The organism is Duganella sp. Root336D2, assembly GCF_001425005.1.
Lineage (GTDB): Bacteria > Pseudomonadota > Gammaproteobacteria > Burkholderiales > Burkholderiaceae_D > Rugamonas.
Window position 1 is genome coordinate 68,639 of the sequence record NZ_LMDB01000001.1, and the last position, 21,990, is coordinate 90,628.

Here is a 21,990-nt window from a genome sequence, read left to right on the forward strand (position 1 = left end):
ATTTAGTGCTCAAAATAGCGTGGCCGCTATTATCGGCTCTTTTTGAGCGCGCCGCAAAGGCAGTTCGCCGGCCGCTAATAGGCCTTTTGGGCTGGAACGGTGACCGAGATCGTCGTCCCCTCGCCCGGTTTGCTGTCGATCTCGATCTCTGCGCCGATGCAGCCTGCCCGTTCACGCATGCCGACCAGGCCCCAATGCCCTGGGCGGTGGCCGGATGCGACGACGCTTGCGTCCAGTCCCCGCCCGTTATCCGCGATCCGAACATTGACCGAGTCGCTGCTGTATTCAACGGCGAGTTCGATCCGGCTGGCGCCGGCGTAGCGCGAAGCGTTAAAGAGCCCTTCGCGTGCGATGGCGTACAACTCGTCGTGCACCTGCTGGCGCAGCTGGCGCGGGCTTCCGTCGACATTGACTTCAAAGGCGTGTGCTCCGTGGGCGGCCAGGCCTTTGCCAAACTGCCCCAGTATTTGTTCAAGATGTTCCTGCGATGCCGATGCGCGCAGGTCCAGGATCTGGTCGCGCCCCTCCACCAGCAGCTTCTCTGCGAAGTCGAGCGTCTGGTTCAGGCAATCGCGCTCCGGAGAGCCTTCCTTCAGGTACCTGCTATGTGCATCGAAAGACAGCAGCAAGGACTGCACGCTTTGCAGCAGTGTGTCGTGCAGGGCGCGCGCGATGCGCGAACGTTCCGCCATGCGCTCGAGCATGCGTTCCTGCATCTGCCTGGTCAGGTAGTGCAGGCGCATTGCGTAGGCTATAAACAGGGTCATGACAATGACAAACACCATCAGCAACTTGAACCAGGTGCTCTCTATAAAGGTCGGTGGAATATCGATTTCCAGCACTGCGCCCCTGCTGTTCCACAAGCCATCTTCATTCGATCCGTTAACCTCGAATCGATATTTTCCCGGCGCCAGGTTGGTGAAGTAAGCCTGCCGGCGGCCCACTGCTTCCTGCCATTCGCGGTCCATGCCTGCCAGGCGGTAGCGCAGGCGCACACGCTCGGGAAGCGCCAGGCTCAAAGCCGTGAAATCGACCTGCAGGCTGCGGGTGCCTTCCGGCAGCCGGATCAAGTGACGTTCAGGAATCGCATATCGCTGGCCATTGGCGGTCACGCCAACCACCTCCACCGGTGGGGCAATGGGGTTGCGCAGGATATTTTGGGGATCGATTGTGCCGACAGATCCGGTGGTTGCGTACCAAAGGAAACCGTCACGAGCGAGCTTCAACGATGGCACAGGACGCAGCTGCGGCGCATGGCCTTTCATGCCGTCGTGCGCGTCGAAGCGTTCGAAGGCGACAGGCTTGCGGGCATCCTTCATCCAGGCCGCCAGGCCGGCGGCAGGAACTCGATACAATCCGTCCGCACCGTGCAGCCACAGGTCGCCGCCCGGCATCCGGACGATGCCGGATACGCCGCGAAACCCTTCGGCATGCTCTCCGAGTAGCGCGGCAAAGCGTCCGTTGCGATACAGCGCGACACCCTTCTCGCCCCCGGCCCACATATTGCCTGCGTCGGCGTACAGCGTCATTACCGTGCCGAGTTGCAGGCCCTGTTCCGCGCCGAGGGTGCGTGCCTTGCCGTTGCTGATGATGGTGGCCAGGCTGCGCAAGTGCGCCATCCACAAGTTGCCATCCTGGTCCCGCGCCATTGACGTGGTGAGCAAGTCCGGGATTCCTTGCACCCCGCCCCACTTGATCCATTTGCCATCGACGATCTTGTAGACACCTTTGCCTGAAGAAATCGCGACCCACAAGGCGCCGTCGAGATCCTGTTGCATGGCGTGGATACGCAAAGTTTTAAGCTCGTCCGGGAAGCGAATCATGCTGATCACGCCATCGGTGGCGCGGCGCACTACGCCGTCCATTCCTCCCAGCCAAAGCACGCCGTCCGGACCGGTATAGCTGGCGGTCAGCTTCCCCGCAACCTCTCGCTTGATGCGCCCTGCCCTGCTAAAACTCCACAGGTCGCCTGCATAGTCCCCCACCCACAAGTCGCCGGAAGGTCCGCTCACGAGTGCAGGAAACTCCAGCTGTTTTTCGAGGGGGACTGTGCGTAAGCGATTCGGACGCAGCCGGTCGATTCCTTGCGAGGTGGCGATCCAGAGACTGCCTTCCCGATCCTCGAGCAGCGCCCCTATCATCGGGCCGCTGATCCCGTTTTCGATTGACAGGCGCTGTGCCGGATTGCTACGCTTTGCAGGATCAAGCCTGCGCTCAAGGCCATCGGGCTGGGTGATCCACATGGCGCCGCGGCGGTCAAACCGCATCAGCGCACCTTCGACCTCGGGCAGGACTGCCTGATTCGAGGCCGGAGGAGCAGTATGAATCTTGTAGTAGCCACGCTCGAAATCATTGCCCCAGATGGTCCCATCGGGCGCTTCAGCCAGTGAAACCAGTGTCTTGCGCGGCCATGCCTGCTTGAAGCGCGCCTCGCCTTGTGGCCGGAAGAAGGCGCCCGTGTTCGTCCCGACCCAGGTCGTGCCATCGCGGGAAAACAGGATCTGGAAGACGCCCAGCGTTGGCAGGCCGGCTTCCGGACCGAGATGGTGGAAGCGCTTGCCGCCCGCAGGCAGCACCGCTACGCCGTCGCGCATCGCAACCCAGGTAGCACCATCCGGCGCCACCTCTATGTGCAAAGCCCCAACCGGCTGCAAGCCATCGTTCTCGGTATACGTGTGCGCCCCATTTTTGCGGAACACGGATACGCCGCCGGCGCGGTATCCGACCCAGAGCGCTCCATCCGGCGCGGCGGCCAGAGCCATCACATTGCTGGACTCAAGCTGGTGCCCGAAGACGCGTTCGGTGCGTTCAAAACTCACGCCATCGAAGCGATACAAGCCTGTCGGCGACGAAATCCATAGCCAGCCATCGGCGCCTTGCGCAAATTTCGTGGCACCTGCCGGCGCACCATCGAGTTCGTTCCAGGCCGTATGCGTGTAACCAACGAGCAATGGGCCCGGTGCTTCGGCCAAAGCTGGCCGCAGCACGGTCGCCAGGCAGAGGAAAAACAGGTATTGAAGTGCTCGCTGGATCATCTGCCGCGCATTCTAGCCGATCTTGCTTGGCGCGACGAACGCAAGAGCCTCTTCAAACGATTGGAGTACCAGGTCGACGTGCGAGGCAACAGTCGCGTGTTCATTCCCGACATCGTCGCGAGGGCGGATCGTGACCAGTTGAACGTCGGGCAACGCGGCGCGCAGCTCGGTGACGGCTGCAATCCAGGCCGCAGGGGCGCTTTGTATTGGATACGTGACGAATACCGTGGAAACGAGGTTGTCGGCCCCGGGATCGTCTTCAGGTCCGCCCGGATTGAGAACGAAACTGCGTGCGTCCAGTTTCGCATCGCGGAAAACCAGAACCAGCAATTCGCTCAGGAACTCCTCGCGCACGCCCGGCATGGAGGTGCAGACGATGACCGAACGTGCAGGCACGTCCAGCGAACCCTGCCAGCGACCCAGCCTTTCTTCGCGCTGGTGCCGCAGATGGGCGCCAACATTTTCAACGAGCATGGAGATGTTGCGCCGGCGCGCACGGCTCGGCGCGTGGCCGGCGTCCAGGGCATCGGCGACCATTGCCACTGTCGCCCGCAAACGGCTTTCCTGGCCGGTCTGCAGGTCCGTCCCAGCCATTGCGAGGCCAGGCAACAGCACCTTGTCGCAATAACGCGCCAAGGTCGATTTGCGCAGGAAAGCGCGCGCATCCTCGATAATCGCGTTCGCATCGCCGCTCAGCACCCGGTGGTAGAAGCGCTGCGCCTCATTGGTATTTGGCGACTCCGCGAACATGATGCTGATCGGCTCCAGGCTCTTGATATAGCGGCCGCCAACCACGATGCACAGCGTCAGCGGCGTGGAGAGAAGCAGTCCTAACGGCCCCCAGATCGCGCCCCAGAACAATGCCGAGACAATCACCGCCAGCGGCGACATGCCGACGCTGTGTCCATACACGCGCGGCTCGATGACATTCGCAACGAATACTTCGAGCACGATGAACAGCACAATGGCGTAAATGGCAAGCGACCACCCAGGTTCGACCGCAGCGGCAAAAAGTGCAATGGCAGCCCCAGCGATCAGTGCGCCAATATAGGGCACAAAACGAAGCGCGGCGCAGAGTGCGCCCCATAGCATGGCGTGCGGGATGCCGATCAGCCAAAGCGCAATCGAGATCACCACGCCAAAAGTCAGGTTCAGCAGCAATTGCGTGAAGAAGAACCTGGAAACACCCTCCGCCGCGTCTTCCAGGCCCTTGATCGTGCGGCTCACTTCGCGCTGGCCGACCAGCCGCAGTACGCGGTCCCGCAAATTTTCACGGTCCAGCAGGATGAAGATCATCAGTACCAGCACGAGGAAAGCTTCGCCCAATGGGCCTGAGACCACGCCAATCGCCTTGGCGATCGAATCGCTGGTGCTGGCGTGCTCGCGGATTTCCACCGGTACCGGCCGCGGGCCCGTTTCAAGTGCTGCCGAGGGTGATTCTTCCAGCAGTTGCGGAGTAAGGCGAGCCAGCGGATGCTGGGCCAGTTCCTCCAGCGATTTGGACTTGGAACGGATTTCGGCGGTGTATTCAGGCAGGTCGGACGTCAGCGCCATCACGTTTGCGCCCAGCATCGCGAAGGTGCCGGCAAACGTCACGATCACCAGTGCCAGTCCCGCAAAAGTGGCATTGACGCGCGACAGGCCCAGGCTGCCCATCGAACGAATCAGCGGTGCCAGCGCAAGGCTCAACACCAGCGCCGTTACGACCGGTTGCAATACCTCCCGGCCGAAGTAGAGAAGGCCAAGGACACAAGCCGCCGTGACGGCAAAATTCACTTTCATACGGTTTCCGCTACAGGCATCAGGGACAATGCAAATCTTGAAGGGGTCTGCTGGCTGGATTTGCGCCGGCAGCCATCATACTTGATCTTCTTCCTCCTTACGGTGATAAAACTGCCCTTGGCGGCGCATTTCCTGCTGCCGCCTGACACCACGCGCCGCGCGGACGCGATAGCTCTTTTCAGCGGCTTCAACAAAAGCTGACTGCGATGCCGCTTGTTTGGCAGAAGTTGCAGCGCACGCTTGACTTTGTTGTTCAGATGGACAATATTGCCTACCAGCAATTGGAAAGGATTCCACTCAAGGAGGTTTCATGTTGACCAAACACAGGATCACCCAGGGCTTGCCGTTTGCCCTCGCAGCAGTGCTGGCGGCTTGCGGCGGCGGTAATGGAAACGACAGCGGCGCGCCGGGAACAGTATTGAAGGCGCAGAGCAGCGCGCAATCGAGCGAGACCGCTTTGACGCCGGCCAGTGCGACGGCTTCGTCGATCGAGCGCGGCGACCTGTCGGCTGCGGCGGCCATCGACCACAACGACGGCACACGCTGGAGCAGCGGCTTCACCGACGACCAGTACCTGACGCTCGATTTCGGCAAACCGGTGGCGGTCAACCGGGTCACGATCGCCTGGGAAAATGCGCACGCCTCCGAATACCTGCTGCAGGTATCGGACGACAACGCAAGCTGGAGCACCATCAAATCAGTACAGGACAGCCAGGGCGGCACAGAAGACTGGTCCGGCCTTGCGGGCCAGGGCCGCTACCTGCGCATGAAAGGCATCAAACGTTCATCGCAATACGGCTATTCGATCCTCGAGATGCAGGCGTTCTCCGGCACGCCGGCCTCCCCCAACCCGACGCCGCAACCGGAGCCGCAGCCTGGCGATCCCTCCGCGCCGGGCCTGGTGGTGAAGCCGGTTGCCGCAACTTCGTCTGCGGTGGAGAATGCCGGCCTTGCAGCTGCCGCCGCCATCGATGGCCAGGCCAACACCCGCTGGGCAAGCGCGAAAGAGGACGGCGCATGGATCCAGTTCGATTTCGGTGCCCGCACTGCCGTCGGCTATATGAAGCTGGCCTGGGAAAACGCCTATGCCAAACAGTATTCCCTGCTGGTTTCGGATGACGGCAACAACTGGTCGCAACTGCGGCTGGTTTCAAACGGCCGGGGCGGCACGGAAGAATTCTTCAACCTCGGCGCCAATGCCCGCTATATCCGCATGCAGGGCATTGCCCGCGCCACCCAGTATGGCTATTCCCTGTTCGAAGTCGAGTTCAAGTCGCCAGGCAGCGATAACACGTTGCAGCCTGGCGCGACCTCGGCGCTGCGCTTCCCCGCCGACGGCGACGGATTCGCACCTTTGCCGGCCGCCGCATCGCCGCTGGAGACGCTGCAGTTCACGCTGGCCGACGGCACCCTCGTTACGCGCTTTGGTGCCCGCGGTTTCGCGCGCCACGGCCGCGAGCGTGGCGAAGACTGGAATGAAATCGGCTACGGCCCGAATGAAACGGTGGATCCCGCCAGCGGGCTGCCGCTCGACAAGGGGCCCGGCAATTACCTGACCTTCGTGCCGCAATACTTCAAGAACCGCACCTGGGGCGTGGAGATCGTCGATAATAGCCGGGTTCCCGGCGTGAGCAAGCCCACGCTGGTGGTGAACCAGTACACGACGGTCGATTTCCTCTCCGGCGGCATCGCCTTCTTCCGCGCGATCGACCGGCCGGGCGTCACCGGCTACGGCTGGATGGCGCCCGGCGAACTGGTCGATAACAATGTCAAGGTCTGCACGCCTTCGCCCTATCCTGCCGCCGGCCGGCTCGCCGCACCGGGCGGCATCAATGGCGCCTGCACCCTGCTCATCAAACAATATCCCGGCATGAATGCGCTGGATGCGAACGGCTTCCCGAACGGCGGCAACATCCCGGCGCGGCCGCTGGTGGCGGGGGATGTGATCGAAGTCTCGCCTTCCATGTTCTCTACCACCGAGTCCATGCTTGGCAAAGGCGATAGCGGCGGCATCCGCTACTACTCGGCCGAATGGACCTACGTGGTCGGCGCTGGGCTGCGGCCCTGGTACGGTGTGCAGCCGCGCCTGAACTCCGTGCCGCTACCGGCGGACACGTTGTCAGGCGGCCTTGGCTCGGTGTCCTACAACTATTCGGACAATGGCTTGTTCATGTTCCAGCAGCCGCAGAATAATGTGGGCATGCAGAATATGCAGCGCTTCGTCGAAGGCCGCCGCCTGATCCACACCAGCTTCACCAGCGGCGAGCATAATGAGGCCGGCAACGACCGCTACACGCCGGCCGTCGGCCTGCAGGGCCCGCGCTTCAACCAGTCCGCCTGCATCGGCTGCCACGTGAACAATGGCCGCAGCCCAGCGCCGCTGGCAGTCAACCAGAAGCTCGATAGCATGTCGGTGCGGGTCGCTGTGACTGGCGCGGACGGACAGCAAATGCCGCATCCGCTGTATGGAGCTGCGGTGCAGATGAATGCGGTCTCTGCCAGCGGTGCCCCGCAGAACTGGGGCACCGGGGTGCGCGTAGCCGGTTTCGAGACCCGTTCGGCCAAACTGGCCGATGGCACGACGATTGAACTGCGCAAGCCGGCCATCGCTTACGAAGGACCTGCACCGGAGATTGCATCGCTGCGTGCCGCGCAGCCGATGATCGGTACCGGCCTGCTCGAAGCAATTCCCGAGGCCGATATCCTGGCCCGTGTGCGCAGCGCGCCGGATGCCGACGGCGTCAAGGGCGTCGCCAACTTCGTCTACGATCCGGAAACGGGCGCCGTCCGCCTCGGCCGCTTTGGCTGGAAGGCCTCCAAAGCCACCCTGCGCCACCAGGCCGCGGCTGCCCTGCTGCAGGACATGGCAGTCACGTCGCCGGTCTACCCGAACCGCAGTTGCAGCAGCGATCCTGCCGGCTGCAAGGCGGCCGCAGCCCAGCGCGGCGTCAGCGAACCCGAGCTGCAACTGATCTCGCAGTACCTTGCCCTGGTCGCCGTTCCCGCCCAGCGCAGCCTGCCAAGCGGCTTCCCGAAAGGCGTCGCCCCGCTGGAGGAACACCGCGTCGATGCGCAGCAAGTGGGCGCCGGTTCGCGCCTGTTCCAGGCCATGCGCTGTTCCGCGTGCCACGCCGTCGAAATGCGTACCGGCCCGGGACACCTGCTGGCGGAGCTGCGCAACCAGGCGATCCATCCGTACACGGACCTGCTGCTGCACGATATGGGCCCCGGCCTTGCCGACAATTTCGTCGAAGGCCAGGCCAAGGGCGCCATGTGGCGCACCGCGCCGTTATGGGGGATCGGCTACAGCGACAAGGTCATGGGGAACAGCGGCAAGGCCGGGTACCTGCACGACGGCCGCGCGCGCAACCTGACCGAGGCAATCATGTGGCATGGCGGCGAGGCAGAAGCATCTCGCCAACGCTTCGCCGCATTGCCGCAGGGTGACCGCGAAGCGCTGCTGGCCTTCCTGAAGTCGCTTTGATCAGGCCCGTACCGTGTAGTGGTCGTTGAGGGAGGTGTCCGGCGCCATGTTGTTTCGGATCGAAGTATTGACGTCGATGTGCCCTATCCATCCGCCACGGATGTTCATTGCGTCCGCATACATCCGCTTGGCATGGTTCTGGATCGCCAGCGACATGTCATCGTTTGGAAACCTGTAGCGGAAGGACATGGCCGCATAGACCCGGTTCAGTGCCTGCGCGGAAGGATGGGTAAAGTTGCATGTCACCTGAAGGCAGCGGTTAGCGTGATTGGCCATGGTTTGCTCCTGAGGGATGCCGGTTCTCCCGACCATACGTCTGCGCTGCCACGTAACACAAGTATCAGGCCGGGTAACAGTATCAGCGCTACAGGTCCCAGTCCGGGGCCAGGCCTTCGGGGTTGACCATGCGGCCGTTGCGCTCGAGCGCCGCGATTTTCGCCGTATCCTGCGCGTTCAGTTGGCTTGGTGGAGGACGGGATCACCGAGTAGCCGAGCTGCATTGCCCAGGCCAGGGTGACCTGGGCAGCAGTGGCCTGATGGCGCGCAGCGATGGCCGCAATTACAGGATCGCCCAGCACCTTGCCGTATTTGTTCCAGGCTGGCGACCAGGCGGCCGGCGGCAAAGTTGTCGTTCCAGACCTTGGGGGTCAGGAACAGCTCCTTGCGCGCCACGCCGGATTCGGCAACGGCCTGCCCTGGCGAAAAGTACCCGGACTCTTGCGGAAAAAGCCTGTTTTCCGCGAAAGATATTTGAGCAATAATCAAATATATGAAGACCACCCTTGACGAAATGCAGGCATTTATTGCCATTGTTGCCACGGGATCGATCAGCGCGGCCGCAGAGCGCCTGGGCTTGACCGTGTCCGCCGCCAGCCGCACCTTGACCCGCCTTGAGGAAAAGCTGGAAACCACGCTGGTGCGGCGTACCACCCGCCGGCTCGAATTGACTGAGGAAGGACAAGCCTTCCTCGACTGCGCCCGAAGCATCGTTGCCAAGGTCGAGGAGACGGAGGAAAAGATGTCCCTGCGCCGCCAGGGACCTGCGGGGCGCCTGCGCATCGACGCTTCCACCCCATTCATGCTGCACGTGATCGTGCCGCTGGTAAATGGCTACCGTGAGCGCTATCCGCGCGTGGAACTGGAGCTGAACAGCAATGAGGGAATCACCGACCTGATGGAGAAGCGTACCGACGTCGCATTCCGCATCGGCCGCCTGCGCGACTCGACCTTGCACGCCACGCCCATCGGCACCGGCAAGCTGCGTATCCTGGCCAGCCCGGCATACCTGGAACAGCACGGCGCACCCGCTACCGTGGCAGACCTGGCAAACCACACCATCCTTGGCTTCAACCAGCCCGAGACCTTGAACGACTGGCCATTGGAGGATGCGGATAGCCAGCCGGTCCACGTCACGCCGGATATTTACACCTCAAGCGGCGAGACCCTGCTGCACCTGGCGCTGCACGGCGCGGGCATCGTATGCCTGTCGGATTTCCTGAGTAACGCCGACCGCAAAGCGGGCCGCCTGCAGCAGGTCCTGGTAGCGGAAACATTGGAGGTTCGGCAACCGATCAATGCCGTCTACTACCGCAATACAGCGCTTTCGGCGCGGATTGCGTCGTTCGTGGACTACATGAAGGAAAAACTGGGCGATCGCGGCTTCGACGAGCCGGTATAATATCCACCCTTGCAACTGTAGGGTTATCTCAGAATGTCTCTGCTTGACCACGAGCTCGAACTGCTGGCGCCAGCCAAAACCGCGGACATTGGCCGCGAAGCCATCCTGCACGGCGCGGATGCGGTGTATATCGGCGGCCCCGCCTTTGGCGCGCGCCACAACGCCAGCAATCCGATCGAGGATATTTCCGCGCTGGTGGAATATGCCCACCGCTACCGCTCACGCATCTTCGTGACCATGAACACCATCATGCACGATTCCGAGCTCGACCTGGCCCGCAAGCAGATCTGGCAACTGTACGAAGCCGGCGTCGATGCCCTGATCATCCAGGACATGGGCCTGCTCGAACTGGACCTGCCGCCGATCCAGCTGCACGCCTCGACCCAATGCGATATCCGAACGGTTGAAAAAGCCAAGTTCCTGGGCGACGTCGGTTTCTCCCAGCTGGTGCTGGCGCGTGAGCTGACCCTCGACAAGATCAAGCAGATCCGCGCGGAAGTCGATACTCCGCTCGAGTACTTCGTGCATGGCGCGCTGTGCGTGGCCTTCTCCGGCCAGTGCTATATCTCGCACGCCGACACTGGGCGCAGCGCCAACCGCGGCGACTGCTCGCAGGCCTGCCGCCTGCCGTACACCCTGTCCGACAACCAGGGCCGCGTGGTTGCCTTCGAAAAGCACTTGTTGTCGATGAAGGACAACGACCAGAGCGCCAACCTGGAAGCACTGGTCGACGCCGGCATCCGCTCCTTCAAGATCGAAGGCCGCTACAAGGACATGGGCTATGTGAAGAACATCACCGCCCACTACCGCCTGCTGCTGGACGAGCTGCTCGAGCGCCGTCCGGAGTTTGCGCGGGCCGCCAGCGGCCGCACCCGTGTACTGTTCACGCCCGACGTGGACAAGACGTTCCACCGCGGCCATACCGACTACTTCGCCAACGGCCGCCAGGAAGATATCGGCGCTTTCGATTCGCCCAAATACGTCGGCGTCGAACTGGGCACCGTAGTGCGCTTGGGCGGCGACCATATCGACGTCATCACGAATGCGCCGATGGCCAACGGCGACGGCCTGAATTACATGAACAAGCGCACCACGGTCGGCATCCAGGCCAACAAGGCCGAAAAAATGGGCGACACCGAAGACGGCCAGCGCTGGCGCGTGTTCCCCAACGAGCAGATGGCTACCCTGCCCGGCCTGAAAGTGGGCACAGTGATCCACCGCAACCGCGACCACCAGTGGGAAGCGGCGCTGCACAAAAAGTCCGCCGATCGCCACGTCGGGCTGCAGCTGGCGCTTGCCGAAACCGAAGGCGGCTTGCGCCTGTCGATCATCGATGAGGACGGAATCGTCAGCAGCACCGACGCAGTGCTTGCGCTGCAGCCGGCGCAGAATGCCGAACAAGCCGAGAGCGGCTTGCGCGCCAGCCTGGCAAAACTGGGCAACACCATGTTTGTCGCCGACCATGTGGAATTGAAGTTGTCGCAGCCCTGGTTCGTGCCTTCATCTGCGATCAACGCCCTGCGCCGCGATGCGGTGGCGGCGCACGAAGCGGCGCGCCTGGCAGCCTGGCAGCGGCCGCAGCGCAAAGCGCCGGCCGAGCCGCGCGCCATTTATCCGGACACGCAACTGAGCTTCCTGGCCAACGTCTACAACGAAAAAGCGCGCGAGTTTTATCACAAGCACGGCGTGCAGCTGATTGCCGCGGCTTACGAATCGCATGAGGAAGCGGGCGAAGTGCCGCTGATGATTACCAAGCATTGCCTGCGCTTCTCGTTCAACCTGTGCCCGAAGCAGGCGAAAGGCGTGCAGGGTGTGCAGGGCCAGGTGAAGGCTGAACCGATGACCCTGGTCAGCGGCGACCATACCTACACGCTGCGCTTCGATTGCAAGCCGTGCGAGATGCACGTGGTTGGCGCGATGAAACCAGGCATCCTGAACTCCCCTCCTCCATCGGCGGTACCGTACAGTCCGCTGATATTCCACCGCAAGCGGCCGAACTAAGCCAGCAAGGCGCGCGCTTCCGCCAGCAAGCCCTCGGCGCAGGGCTTGCCGGTCTTGGATTCGCGTAAAGACACATGCCACAGGCCGATGACACCGGCCAGCTGGCTTTCGTCCTTCGCATGTTCGATACGGCGCACCAGGTCTGCCGCCATCAGGCCCAGATGCTTGCGCGCCGCCGCCACCATGAAATCGCGCGCGGCTGCCAGCGCTGCGGTCCCGGCGGCTGGACGGGCCGGCAGCGGGGCCGGGGCGGATGCAATGCCCACCAGGCCTTTGCGCAACAAGGCTTCGACCGCCTCCAGCATTTCCTCTTCGCCCAGCCAGGTCTCGATCTCGCCCAAGGCCTTCTGGCCGTCGATCAGGATCAGCACCGAACGCTGGCGTGCGCTCAGTCCGGCGCTGCGCTGGACAAATTCGACCCGGCCGGCATCGGTCTTGCTGAAGACCGTGGCACGCACGCGCATTCGATTTTCTGGAGTCAATTGCATATTGACATGCTAAGGGGTAATTGTGACAACATCATTTCAGCCTTATACATCTTCCGTGATATAAAGACATCACCGCCGACCTCCCCACGAAGCCATGCCATATCGCCTGCGTACGCTGACAGTCCTGCTGCTCGCTGCTGGAGCGTACTACCTGCTGGCGCGCCTCGGCTTGATGCTCGCACTGGCGCAAAGCAATGCCAGCCCGATCTGGCCCCCTTCCGGTTTTGCGCTGGTATTGCTGTTGCGCTTTGGGCGCCAGCTCTGGCCCGCCATCATTGCTGGTGCCTTCCTGGCCAACCTGGCGGTCTTCCATAACAACAACGTGGCCTCGCTGCCGGTGCTGCTGACGGTCTCGCTGACGATTGCGCTTGGAAATACGGCAGAAGCGCTGCTGGCGCACGGGCTGCTGCGGCACCTTGGCATTGCCGGCATCGCGCTGCAGCGCCAGCGCGAAGTGTATAAATTTGGCGGCGTGGCCGCCGCTGCCGCCCTCGCATCGGCCGTGGTTGGCGTGCTCTCGCTCGTACTGTCCGGCATCATTCCCCCCGCGCTGACCTGGCAGGTCGCCGCCACCTGGTGGACCGGCGACTTCCTTGGCCTGCTGCTGCTCGCCCCGCTGGCTATGGCAATTCCCGCACGCCCGGCCTGGCCGCAATGGTTGCCGGGGCAACTGGTGTTCCTGGCCACCCTGCTGCTTGCCACGCTGGCTGTTTTCCTGAGCGATTCACATCTCGCCGCGGCCCAGTTCCTGCCGTATTGCCTGCTTTTCTTCCTGGGCCTGGCCGCGGTCAACCGCTGGCGCGACATGGTGCGCATCGCGCTGGCTGTCATTTCCGGCATCGCCATTCCGGCCACGGTGATGGACCACGGCCCCTTTGTTTCCGGCGTGCTGCACCATTCGCTGCTGTCGCTCTCGACCTACCTGGCCATCAGCAGCATCCTGGCCTGGGTCCTCGCCACGGAAGAAGACCCGGGCCTGGCGGAGAGCTATGTCTGGACGCCAATCCTGATCCTGTTGGCCTGCATGAGCCTGACTGTCGGCGCCTGGGGCTGGATCACCTATGACACCGAAGCGCGTACCAGTGAACGCTTCCAGCGCGCTGCCGACAATGTGCGCGAGACCGTCCGCCTGCGCATGGAGGGATATGAATCGCTGCTGCGTGCCGGCACGGCACTGTTCGACGCCTCCAGAAGCGTCGAGCGCGACGAATGGACACAGTTCATTGCGGGACTGGATGTGACCACCCAGTATCCCGGCGTGCTCGGCGTCGGTTTCGCGCGCTTTGCTCCCGCCGGCGCGGTAGCTGCACTCAACAAGGAATTGCGGGTCTGGCCGGAAGGCGATCGCGACCTGCATGCGGCCGTCGTCTACCTGGAGCCTCGGTCGCACCGCAACGAGGCTGCCCTTGGTTACGACATGATGTCCGAGCCGACGCGGCGCGATGCCATGGTGGCCGCCATGCAAAGCGGGAAACTGACCGCCAGCGGCCCGATAACCCTGGTCCAGGAAATCGCCGGGCCCAAGCAGGCAGGTTTCCTCATGTTCAATCCCGTGTATCACAACAATGCGGCCGGGCACCGTGAGCTGCACGGCTTTGTCTATATTCCCTTCCGCATGGGCGACCTGATGGAGGGCATCTTCGGCAATGGCTTGCGCGAAGTCCGGCTCGACGTCTACTTCCAGGACACCAAGGGCCAGCTCATGTACACCAGCGCCCGCAGCGGCACCGGGCAGAGTTTTACCCGCCTGTCCAGCCTGCAATATGTACCGGTGGGCGACAACGGCCAATCTTGGGCCCTGAACGTGCACCCGACCGCCCTGTTCGATGCCTCGGTCGACCAGGGCAAATCCTTCCTGGTGCTGGTAATGGGTACCCTGATCAGCCTGCTGTTTTTCGGCGCCAGCCGCAACCTGGTGCACGAACGCATTGCAGCGCTGCGCGCCAAGGATCAGTCGGCCAGGCAGCTCGAACAGCAGACCGCCAGCCTGGAAGAATCCGAAGCACGCTTCAAGCTGCTCACTTCGCATATCCGCAACCACGCCATCGTGCTGCTCGATCCGGCGGGCACCATCACCACCTGGAACGATGGCGCCGAAAAGCTGTTTGGCTACCAGGCTGCGGAAATTGTCGGCCAGCCGCTGCGGGTCCTGTCGACCGAGAGCCATGCCACGCGCAGCATGGCGCTGGCGCTGGAGCATGGCCAGTACGAGTCGACCTCCCTGCGCCGCCGCCGCGACGGCAGCACCTTCCTCGGCCTGAAGCAGCTGTTCCCGGTGCACGACGAGCCGGGCAACTGCATCGGCTTCGCCATGATCATGCGCGACGTCACGGCCGAAAAGGCTGCCGAAAAGGAATTGAACGACGCCAAGACGCAGGCTGAATCGGCCAGCGCAGCCAAGAGCGCCTTCGTCGCAAATATCAGCCATGAGCTGCGCACGCCGTTGAACGCGGTTCTTGGCGTGAGCCAGATCCTGGCGCGCACGCCACTCAATGCGGAGCAGCGCCAGTACCTGGGCATGGTGTCCGGCGCCGGACGCTCCCTGCTTGCGCTGCTCAACGATGTACTGGACTTTTCCAAGATCGAGGCCAACAAGCTGGAGCTGGCCGACGATGATTTCCTGGTCGAAGACGTGCTGTGCGCGCTGGGCGCGGTCATGGCCATGACCAGTGCCGACAAAGGACTGGCCCTGTCGCTGTGCGTGGAAGCGGAAGTGCCGGTCTCGCTGCACGGCGATGTTCAGCGGGTCCAGCAAGTGCTGCTCAACCTGGTCAGCAATGCCCTCAAGTTTACCGACAGCGGCACGGTGAGCGTGCACGCCAGCCGCGACCCGTCCGAGCCCGGCATGCTGCGCTGGGACGTGAGTGATACCGGGATCGGCATCAGCCCGGACCAGATACAACGCCTGTTCACGCCCTTCAGCCAAGCCGACGCTTCGATGGCGCGCCGCTACGGCGGCACCGGGCTTGGGCTGGCGATTTCGCAGCGGCTGGCGCAAATGATGGGTGGCACGATCGAGGTCAGCAGCACAGCGGGCCGCGGCACCACCTTCACCTTCCTGATGCCGCTGCGCGAAGGCGATTTGCCCGACCCGTATGCGCTGACGGGGGCACGCCGCCACTGGCGCGTGCTGTACGCCGATCCCAAGCCGCACCTGCATGACGACGTGGTGCAGCTGGCGGCGCGCTGGGGCTGGCGTTGCGACACGGTCGACTCGGCGGCCGGCATCGTGGCCGCACTGGCGCGCGCCAACTACGACCTGCTGGTCTATGACAGCAGCCTGGCCGGCACCGCCCGCAGCGCCAATGTGCCGCAGCGGATCTGCCTGCGCGGCGGAGCGCAGGCCGCTGCCGGCGGCACGGGGCGGGACCCCGAACTATTGCGGCCGCTGACCCGTTCGGCCCTGTTCCACGCCTTGCACGCCGCGCCAGATAAAGCGGGTTCCCAGCCCAGCCCGGCGCCCGCGGGGCACGGCGCCTTCAGCAACGGCAGCAAGGCACTGGAGGGGCTATCGATCCTGCTGGCCGAGGACAATGCGCTCAACCAGCTGGTCGCACGCAGCATGCTTGAGGCGGTCGGCGCCAGCGTCCATATCGCTGAAAACGGTGCCCAGGCGCTCGATTTCCTGCGCAGCGGCCAGCAGCCGGTCGACCTGGTCTTGATGGATGTGCAAATGCCGGTGATGGACGGCTTCAGTGCAACCCAGGCCATTCGCAAGGAGTTGGGACTGGACCTGCCGGTACTTGCCATGAGCGCCGGCGTCACCCTTGGCGAGCGTGCCGAATGCGATGCCGTCGGCATGAATGGTTTCGTCGCCAAACCGGTCGATGGAGATGACTTAATTGCAACAATTTTACAATTTGTTCACGGCAAGGTACGCAATTGAAATCTCACGAATTGCCACAAACGCTATAATTCACCCGCAGTCATTAAATTTTTGGAAATAAATGAAAAAGCTTTTGATCGGGGCTACTTTTGCTGCCCTGTCGCTGCCGGCGTTTGCCGACACCTTTTCCGCGATTGAAAACCAGCCCTTATCCGAACTTTGGGTAAATCCGGGTTTCTACTCCTATCACTTCCAGCGCGACAAAGGTTTCGACGACACCAATCCCGGATTCGGCGCCGAATACCGCTTTTCCACCGTTGCTTCCCTCACTGCCGGCCGCTTCCACAACAGCGACCGCCAGATGTCGAATTACGCCGGCGTCTACTACCAGCCCTGGGCCATCGGCCCGGTGCGCCTGGGCGCGGTGGTCGGCGGCTTTAATGGCTACCCGAAAATGCGCGATGGCGGATGGTTCCTCGCGGCGATTCCAGTTGTCAGCGTGGAATACCAACGCGTCGGCGTTAACTTTGCTATCGTACCTACATACAAGGAACGTCTGCATGGTGCCTTATCCGTGCAGCTCAAGTTCAAACTGCTGTGATTGACATGAACAAGCGCGCATCCATTGAACACTTGCAATCCAGCCCGCTCGAGGAATTGCAGCGACTGGCTGGTTTTGTGTGCGGAAAGCCGGTGCCGGCCGAGGCACTGGCGGATGAAGCGCTCTTGTTCTCCTATTTGCCGGAAAATTATTCGGACGAGCAGCACAGCGCGCTGGCCGACCTGGCCGCCTGCGTGCGTACCCAGCAAAGCCTGCGCCAGGGCCTGGACCGCGCCCGGGGTTTCCTGGCCGGTTTTGCAGAGCATGCTCCGGCGCCGCTGTGGATCAAGGACGCCGCCGGCGATTACGTCATGGGCAGCGGCTTCGAGTACCAGGACGGTACTGCCCTGGAAAACCCGGACGTCACCAAGACCATGGAGACCACGGACGAAGGCAAGCGCCACTGGCTGGTGCACAAGTTCCCGATCAATGTGAATGGCGAGTCCTTCACCGGCGGTTCCGCGATCGACGTCACCACTGAGGTGGAAAAAGAACGGGCCCTGATCCGCCATGACAATTTCTATGTGCTGCTGTCGCGCCTGAGCGCCCTGATTCCCCGCTCGCGCACGCTGGAACAGCTCTGCCTCGACGCCTGCCGCCTCGCAGCGCACCAGCCCAGCCTGGACTGCGCCGCCATCAGCCGCAGCGCCGAAGACGGCACGCTGTACCTGTTCGCTTCGGCCAGCCGTGAAGGCCAGGAGCGCCACTGGAGCGTGGGCGAAGCCCCGCCGGACTGGCTGGCAGCCGAACTGGCGGCCCATGTGCTGTCCACCGGCCGGGTGCAATCGGGTTCGCGCAAGGGCCACGAAATCGCTTCCTGCATGGCGGTGCCGCTGTTCGTCAATAACCAGCCCTGGGGTGTGGCGACCTTCTATTCGCGCCGCGAACAGCATTTCGACGCCTTCTACCGCGAGCGCGCCGGCGAGCTGAGCAACGAGCTGAGCTACGGCATCGAGCGCCTGGTCAATGCCCAGGAGATGCATCGGCTGGCGCGCACCAATGTGTTGTCCGGCCTGCCAAGCCGCCTGCAGTTTGAGGAAGAAATTGCCGCCCTGGCCGCTTCCGACGCGCGCGGCACGGTCCTGCAGATCAACATCAACCGCTTCGACGAAATCAGCTCCGCCTACGGCAATGCCGCCGCCGTCGGCCTGATGCGCCATATTGCCCAGCGCCTGCGCTCGGTGGTGGCGGAAAGCATGCTGTTGGCCCACGTCGGTGTCGGCCGCTTTGCGGTGTTCCTGCCGGCACACGGCACCCAGACAGCGGCCGAGTTCATACAGGAAACGGCGGTGCCGATGCTGCAAGGGGCGTACCAGGTCAAGGAGCACAAGATCTGGTGCGCCATCAACGCCGGCGCCGCGGCACTGCCGGACGATGGCACCACCGCCGATGAACTGCTGGTGAAATCCTGGGATGCGCTGTCGGCAGCGCGCGACCTTGACCTGCGCTTCGGCCAGTACGACCGCGCCGCCGACCGCGTCGTGGCACGCCAGATCAGCCTTGAGGTGGAGTTGCGCGAAGCATTGGAGCGCCAGGAGTTCGTCAACTTCTACCAGCCGAAGATCGACCTGCGCACCGGCAAGCTGACCGGCGCCGAAGCGCTGGTACGCTGGCGCCATCCAGTGCGCGGTCTGGTGCCGCCGTCTGAATTCGTGCCGGAACTGGAGCGCAGCGGCCTGGTGATCGCTGTCGGGCGCCAGGTGATGCAGCGCGCCATGCAGGATTGGCGCGCCTGGTACGATGCGGGCCTGCAGCCGCCGCAGATTGCCGTCAACGTCGCGCCGGCCCAGTTCCGCTGCGATTCCCTGGTCAACGATATCGAGCACGCCCTGCACACGGCCGGCGCCGACAACAAGCCGCTGTCGATTGAAATCACGGAAAGCTCGCTGGTGTCCGACCATGACCGCGTGGTTGAAATCCTGAGCAAGGTGCGGGCGCTGGACGTGCCGGTGGCGATCGACGATTTCGGCACCGGCTATTCCTCGCTGTCCTACCTGGTCAGCCTGCCGGTGGACGTGATGAAGATCGACCGTTCCTTTGTCACCCGCATGTCGCAGGATGCCGGCTATATGGGCCTGGTCAGCACGGTGGTGTCCCTGGCGCACAACCTTGACCTCAAGGTTGTAGCCGAAGGGATCGAGACAGAAGAAGAAGCCAAGCTGCTCAAGCTGCTGCGCTGCGAACAGGGACAGGGCTACCTGTATGGCCACCCTGTCCCGGCCGATGAATTCGCGGCCTTGCTCGAACCGGCTTAGTACCCGGTTTAGTACCCGGCTCAGTGCCGCGCTGATGCGCGCGCCGTCGCCACCTGGTCGAGGATATGCTTCGGCACCGCCGCGTAGTGCTGGAACTCCATGGTGTAGGTAGCCCGTCCTTGCGTCAGCGAACGCAGGGACGTGGAGTAGCCGAACATCTCCGCCAGCGGCACCAGCGCGCGGACCTGCTTGCCGCCGCCACCGGGGATTTCGTCCATGCCCTGCACCATGCCGCGCCGCGTGGTCAGGTCGCCCATCACATTGCCCATGAATTCCTCGGGCGTTTCCACCTCGACGTGCATCATCGGCTCCAGCAATTGCGCATCGGCCTTGCGCATGCCTTCCTTGAAGGCCATCGAACCGGCCATGCGGAACGCATTCTCGTTCGAGTCCACGTCGTGGTAGGAGCCGAAGGTCAGCGTGGCGCGCACGTCGACCACCGGGTAGCCCGCCAGTACGCCGCTGTTCAGCGTCTCGCGGATGCCCTTCTCCACCGCCGGAATGAACTCGCGCGGCACCACGCCGCCCTTGATGGCGTCGACGAATTCAAAGCCCTTGCCTGCTTCCATCGGTTCCACCTTCAGCACGACATGTCCATACTGGCCCTTGCCGCCTGACTGCTTGATGAACTTGCCCTCGATATCGCTGACCGCCTTGGTGACGGTTTCGCGATAGGCCACCTGCGGCTTGCCCACTGTGGTTTCGACGCTGAACTCGCGGCGCATGCGGTCCACCAGGATTTCCAGGTGCAGCTCGCCCATGCCGGACATGATGGTCTGGCCCGATTCCTCGTCCGTATGGACGCGGAACGACGGGTCCTCCTGCGCCAGGCGGTTCAGGGCAATCGCCATCTTTTCCTGGTCAGCCTTGGTCTTCGGCTCCACCGCCTGCGAAATCACAGGCTCGGGGAAGACCATCTTTTCCAGGATGATCACCTTGTCCGGATTGCTCAGCGTGTCGCCGGTGGTCACGTTCTTCAATCCCACCGCGGCCGCGATGTCGCCAGCGAACACTTCCTTGATCTCCTTGCGCTCGTTGGCGTGCATCTGCAGGATCCGGCCCAGGCGCTCCTTCTGGCCCTTGGTCGGGTTGTAGACCGTGTCGCCCGAATTCACAATGCCCGAATACACGCGGAAGAAGGTCAGCTGGCCTACAAACGGGTCGGTCATGATCTTGAAGGCAAGCGCAGAGAAAGGCTCGTCATCCGCCGGATGGCGTTCGATCTCGTTGTCGTCCTCATCGTGGCCGGCAATCGCCGGCACGTCGACCGGCGACGGCAAGTACTCGATCACCGCGTCCAGCATGGCCTGCACGCCGCGGTTCTTGAAGGCGCTGCCCGCCAGCATCGGCACGATCTCGTTACGGATCGTGCGCTCGCGCAGCGCGCCCTTGATCTCGTCTTCCGTCAGCGTTTCGCCGTTCAGGTATTTCTCCGTCAGCTCCGGCGTCGCTTCGGCGGCAGCTTCGATCATATGCTCGTGCCACTGCTGCGCCAGCTCTTGCAGGTTGGCGGGAATGTCCTCGTAGCTGAACTTGACGCCCAGCGTTTCGTCGTCCCACATGATGGCGCGCATCTTGACCAGGTCGACCACGCCGTGGAAGTTTTCCTCGGCGCCGATCGGAATCTGGATAGGCACGGCGGTACCTTTCAGGCGATCCTTGATCTGCTGCTGCACGCGGAAGAAATCCGCCCCGACACGGTCCATCTTGTTGACGAAGGCAAGGCGCGGCACCTTGTACTTGTTGGCCTGGCGCCAGACGGTTTCCGATTGCGGCTGTACGCCGCCAACCGAGTCATACACCATGACGGCGCCATCGAGTACGCGCATCGAGCGCTCGACCTCAATCGTGAAGTCGACGTGGCCCGGCGTGTCGATGATATTGATGCGGTGCTCGGGGAAATTGCCGCCCATGCCTTTCCAAAAGGCGGTGGTCGCTGCCGAGGTGATGGTGATGCCGCGTTCCTGCTCCTGTTCCATCCAGTCCATGGTCGCGGCGCCATTGTGCACCTCACCCAGCTTATGGTTGACCCCGGTGTAAAACAGGATGCGCTCCGTCGTCGTGGTCTTGCCAGCGTCGATGTGGGCGCTAATGCCGATGTTGCGGTAACGCTCGATAGGTGTCTTGCGGCTCATCACAATCTCCTTGAACGATGCCTTGTGGGCATCTTCGATTCTATCAGTAACAGGAGAGCGAAGATTGGGCGGCTCAGCAATAAATCAAGGGAATGCTTTCGCCTTTATCATCGCACTCGCGCGCGCGAAATTTCCGGCACCAAGATGATGCAGGGTATGCAGGTCGGCATTGTCCTCGCGGAACGACCAATGCCCGTTAGAAAAAACACGTTCGTCGGCTGCGGCTGCCACCACTTCAGCGAAGCAGGTATCGTAAGCATTTTCGGTATGGTGCTCGGGGATCAGGCGGCATTCGAGCCACGCCACGCAGCCTGAGGCAAGCAGCGGCACACCAGTCGCCGCTCCGGCCCGAAACACGATGCCGAAACGGTCGAACTTGTCGCCTTCACGGCCGCTCGCGGTGCCGACGGCATAGGTCAGGTCGGCTGCTGCCGCACCGGGAATGCAGACTGCGAACACGCCGCTGGCCGCGATCAGCTCGCGGCTGAAGGTGTTTTTGTCGATCACGATGGCGATGCGCGGCGGCGTGAATTCTACCGGCATCGACCAGGCGGCTGCCATGATATTGCGGCGTCCTGCATGGGCGCTGGTGACAAGGACGGTCGGGCCGTGGTTGAGCAGGCGGCTGGCGTGCTCCAGGGCGACCGGCTTGAAGTATTCAAATTGCTGGGTCATCGCCCATTCTAGCGCCGCAGCGGATTCCCT

General features: G+C 62.9%; 13 protein-coding genes and 1 pseudogene. 6 read left to right on the top strand and 8 right to left on the bottom strand.

The window, feature by feature from the left end:
- Positions 1-74 precede the first annotated feature (74 nt).
- The 3 genes from ASD07_RS00255 to ASD07_RS30575 are packed head-to-tail and all read right to left on the bottom strand — an operon-like array spanning position 75 to position 5,098.
- A complete protein-coding gene (locus tag ASD07_RS00255; RefSeq protein WP_082507026.1) occupies positions 75-3,035 on the bottom strand; it encodes a sensor histidine kinase in 2,961 nt (986 codons plus the stop codon).
- 12 nt (positions 3,036-3,047) lie between these two features.
- Complete coding sequence (locus tag ASD07_RS00260; protein ID WP_055923463.1) at positions 3,048-4,817, bottom strand: AI-2E family transporter; 1,770 nt, start codon at positions 4,815-4,817, stop codon at positions 3,048-3,050.
- Positions 4,814-5,098, bottom strand: a complete 285-nt coding sequence (locus tag ASD07_RS30575; protein ID WP_156397793.1) for a hypothetical protein — start codon at positions 5,096-5,098, stop codon at positions 4,814-4,816. Before ASD07_RS30575 ends, ASD07_RS00260 begins: the two co-directional genes overlap by 4 nt.
- Positions 5,099-5,127: 29 nt before the next feature.
- Here ASD07_RS30575 and ASD07_RS00265 point away from each other — a divergent pair, with 29 nt between their 5' ends.
- On the top strand, positions 5,128-8,301 hold the full coding sequence (locus tag ASD07_RS00265) for a di-heme oxidoredictase family protein (RefSeq protein WP_055923466.1): 3,174 nt from the start codon (positions 5,128-5,130) through the stop codon (positions 8,299-8,301).
- Here the strand turns inward: ASD07_RS00265 and ASD07_RS00270 are convergent, their stop codons facing one another.
- The gene (locus tag ASD07_RS00270; RefSeq protein WP_156397794.1) at positions 8,302-8,577 is read right to left on the bottom strand and encodes a hypothetical protein; all 276 of its coding nucleotides are present in this window, start codon (positions 8,575-8,577) and stop codon (positions 8,302-8,304) included. It abuts the gene before it with no gap.
- Between the two features lie 88 nt (positions 8,578-8,665).
- Positions 8,666-8,888 (bottom strand): annotated as a pseudogene (gene dkgB, locus ASD07_RS31530) (2,5-didehydrogluconate reductase DkgB); the annotation flags it as partial.
- Between the two features lie 182 nt (positions 8,889-9,070).
- Here dkgB and ASD07_RS00275 point away from each other — a divergent pair.
- A complete protein-coding gene (locus ASD07_RS00275) occupies positions 9,071-9,979 on the top strand; it encodes a LysR family transcriptional regulator (RefSeq protein WP_055923472.1) in 909 nt (302 codons plus the stop codon).
- 33 nt (positions 9,980-10,012) lie between these two features.
- Positions 10,013-11,980, top strand: a complete 1,968-nt coding sequence (locus tag ASD07_RS00280; protein ID WP_055923475.1) for a U32 family peptidase — start codon at positions 10,013-10,015, stop codon at positions 11,978-11,980.
- Here ASD07_RS00280 and ASD07_RS00285 read toward each other — a convergent pair.
- Positions 11,977-12,444: a hypothetical protein gene (locus tag ASD07_RS00285; RefSeq protein WP_055923478.1), complete on the bottom strand. Its 468-nt coding sequence runs from the start codon at positions 12,442-12,444 to the stop codon at positions 11,977-11,979. The two genes, ASD07_RS00280 and ASD07_RS00285, sit on opposite strands and share 4 nt — an antisense overlap.
- Before the next feature lie 118 nt (positions 12,445-12,562).
- On the opposite strand from ASD07_RS00285, the gene ASD07_RS00290 reads away from it, so the two are divergent.
- The 3 genes from ASD07_RS00290 to ASD07_RS00300 all read left to right on the top strand — a co-directional run bounded on the left by ASD07_RS00290 (position 12,563) and on the right by ASD07_RS00300 (position 19,150).
- Complete coding sequence (locus ASD07_RS00290; RefSeq protein ID WP_055923481.1) at positions 12,563-16,354, top strand: CHASE domain-containing protein; 3,792 nt, start codon at positions 12,563-12,565, stop codon at positions 16,352-16,354.
- A gap of 61 nt (positions 16,355-16,415) precedes the next feature.
- Positions 16,416-16,895 (top strand): hypothetical protein, encoded by a 480-nt coding sequence (locus tag ASD07_RS00295; protein WP_055923484.1) that lies wholly within the window; start codon positions 16,416-16,418, stop codon positions 16,893-16,895.
- 5 nt (positions 16,896-16,900) lie between these two features.
- Positions 16,901-19,150 (top strand): bifunctional diguanylate cyclase/phosphodiesterase, encoded by a 2,250-nt coding sequence (locus tag ASD07_RS00300; protein WP_156397795.1) that lies wholly within the window; start codon positions 16,901-16,903, stop codon positions 19,148-19,150.
- A gap of 20 nt (positions 19,151-19,170) precedes the next feature.
- Here ASD07_RS00300 and fusA read toward each other — a convergent pair whose 3' ends face one another.
- Both fusA and ASD07_RS00310 read right to left on the bottom strand, forming a co-directional pair.
- Complete coding sequence (fusA, locus tag ASD07_RS00305) at positions 19,171-21,285, bottom strand: elongation factor G (RefSeq protein ID WP_055923490.1); 2,115 nt, start codon at positions 21,283-21,285, stop codon at positions 19,171-19,173.
- An 84-nt stretch (positions 21,286-21,369) separates the two neighbouring features.
- On the bottom strand, positions 21,370-21,960 hold the full coding sequence (locus ASD07_RS00310; protein WP_055923493.1) for a flavin reductase family protein: 591 nt from the start codon (positions 21,958-21,960) through the stop codon (positions 21,370-21,372).
- Positions 21,961-21,990 lie beyond the last annotated feature (30 nt).

Excerpts from the sequence above, each read along its gene's own strand:
- ASD07_RS00255 (WP_082507026.1), bottom strand. The coding sequence starts at position 3,035 with ATGATCCAGCGAGCACTTCAATACCTGTTTTTCCTCTGCCTGGCGACC.
- ASD07_RS00260 (WP_055923463.1), bottom strand. The coding sequence starts at position 4,817 with ATGAAAGTGAATTTTGCCGTCACGGCGGCTTGTGTCCTTGGCCTTCTC.
- ASD07_RS00265 (WP_055923466.1), top strand. The coding sequence starts at position 5,128 with ATGTTGACCAAACACAGGATCACCCAGGGCTTGCCGTTTGCCCTCGCA.
- ASD07_RS00270 (WP_156397794.1), bottom strand. The coding sequence starts at position 8,577 with ATGGCCAATCACGCTAACCGCTGCCTTCAGGTGACATGCAACTTTACC.
- ASD07_RS00275 (WP_055923472.1), top strand. The coding sequence starts at position 9,071 with ATGAAGACCACCCTTGACGAAATGCAGGCATTTATTGCCATTGTTGCC.
- ASD07_RS00280 (WP_055923475.1), top strand. The coding sequence starts at position 10,013 with ATGTCTCTGCTTGACCACGAGCTCGAACTGCTGGCGCCAGCCAAAACC.
- ASD07_RS00285 (WP_055923478.1), bottom strand. The coding sequence starts at position 12,444 with ATGCGCGTGCGTGCCACGGTCTTCAGCAAGACCGATGCCGGCCGGGTC.
- ASD07_RS00290 (WP_055923481.1), top strand. The coding sequence starts at position 12,563 with ATGCCATATCGCCTGCGTACGCTGACAGTCCTGCTGCTCGCTGCTGGA.
- ASD07_RS00295 (WP_055923484.1), top strand. The coding sequence starts at position 16,416 with ATGAAAAAGCTTTTGATCGGGGCTACTTTTGCTGCCCTGTCGCTGCCG.
- ASD07_RS00300 (WP_156397795.1), top strand. The coding sequence starts at position 16,901 with ATGAACAAGCGCGCATCCATTGAACACTTGCAATCCAGCCCGCTCGAG.
- fusA (WP_055923490.1), bottom strand. The coding sequence starts at position 21,285 with ATGAGCCGCAAGACACCTATCGAGCGTTACCGCAACATCGGCATTAGC.
- ASD07_RS00310 (WP_055923493.1), bottom strand. The coding sequence starts at position 21,960 with ATGACCCAGCAATTTGAATACTTCAAGCCGGTCGCCCTGGAGCACGCC.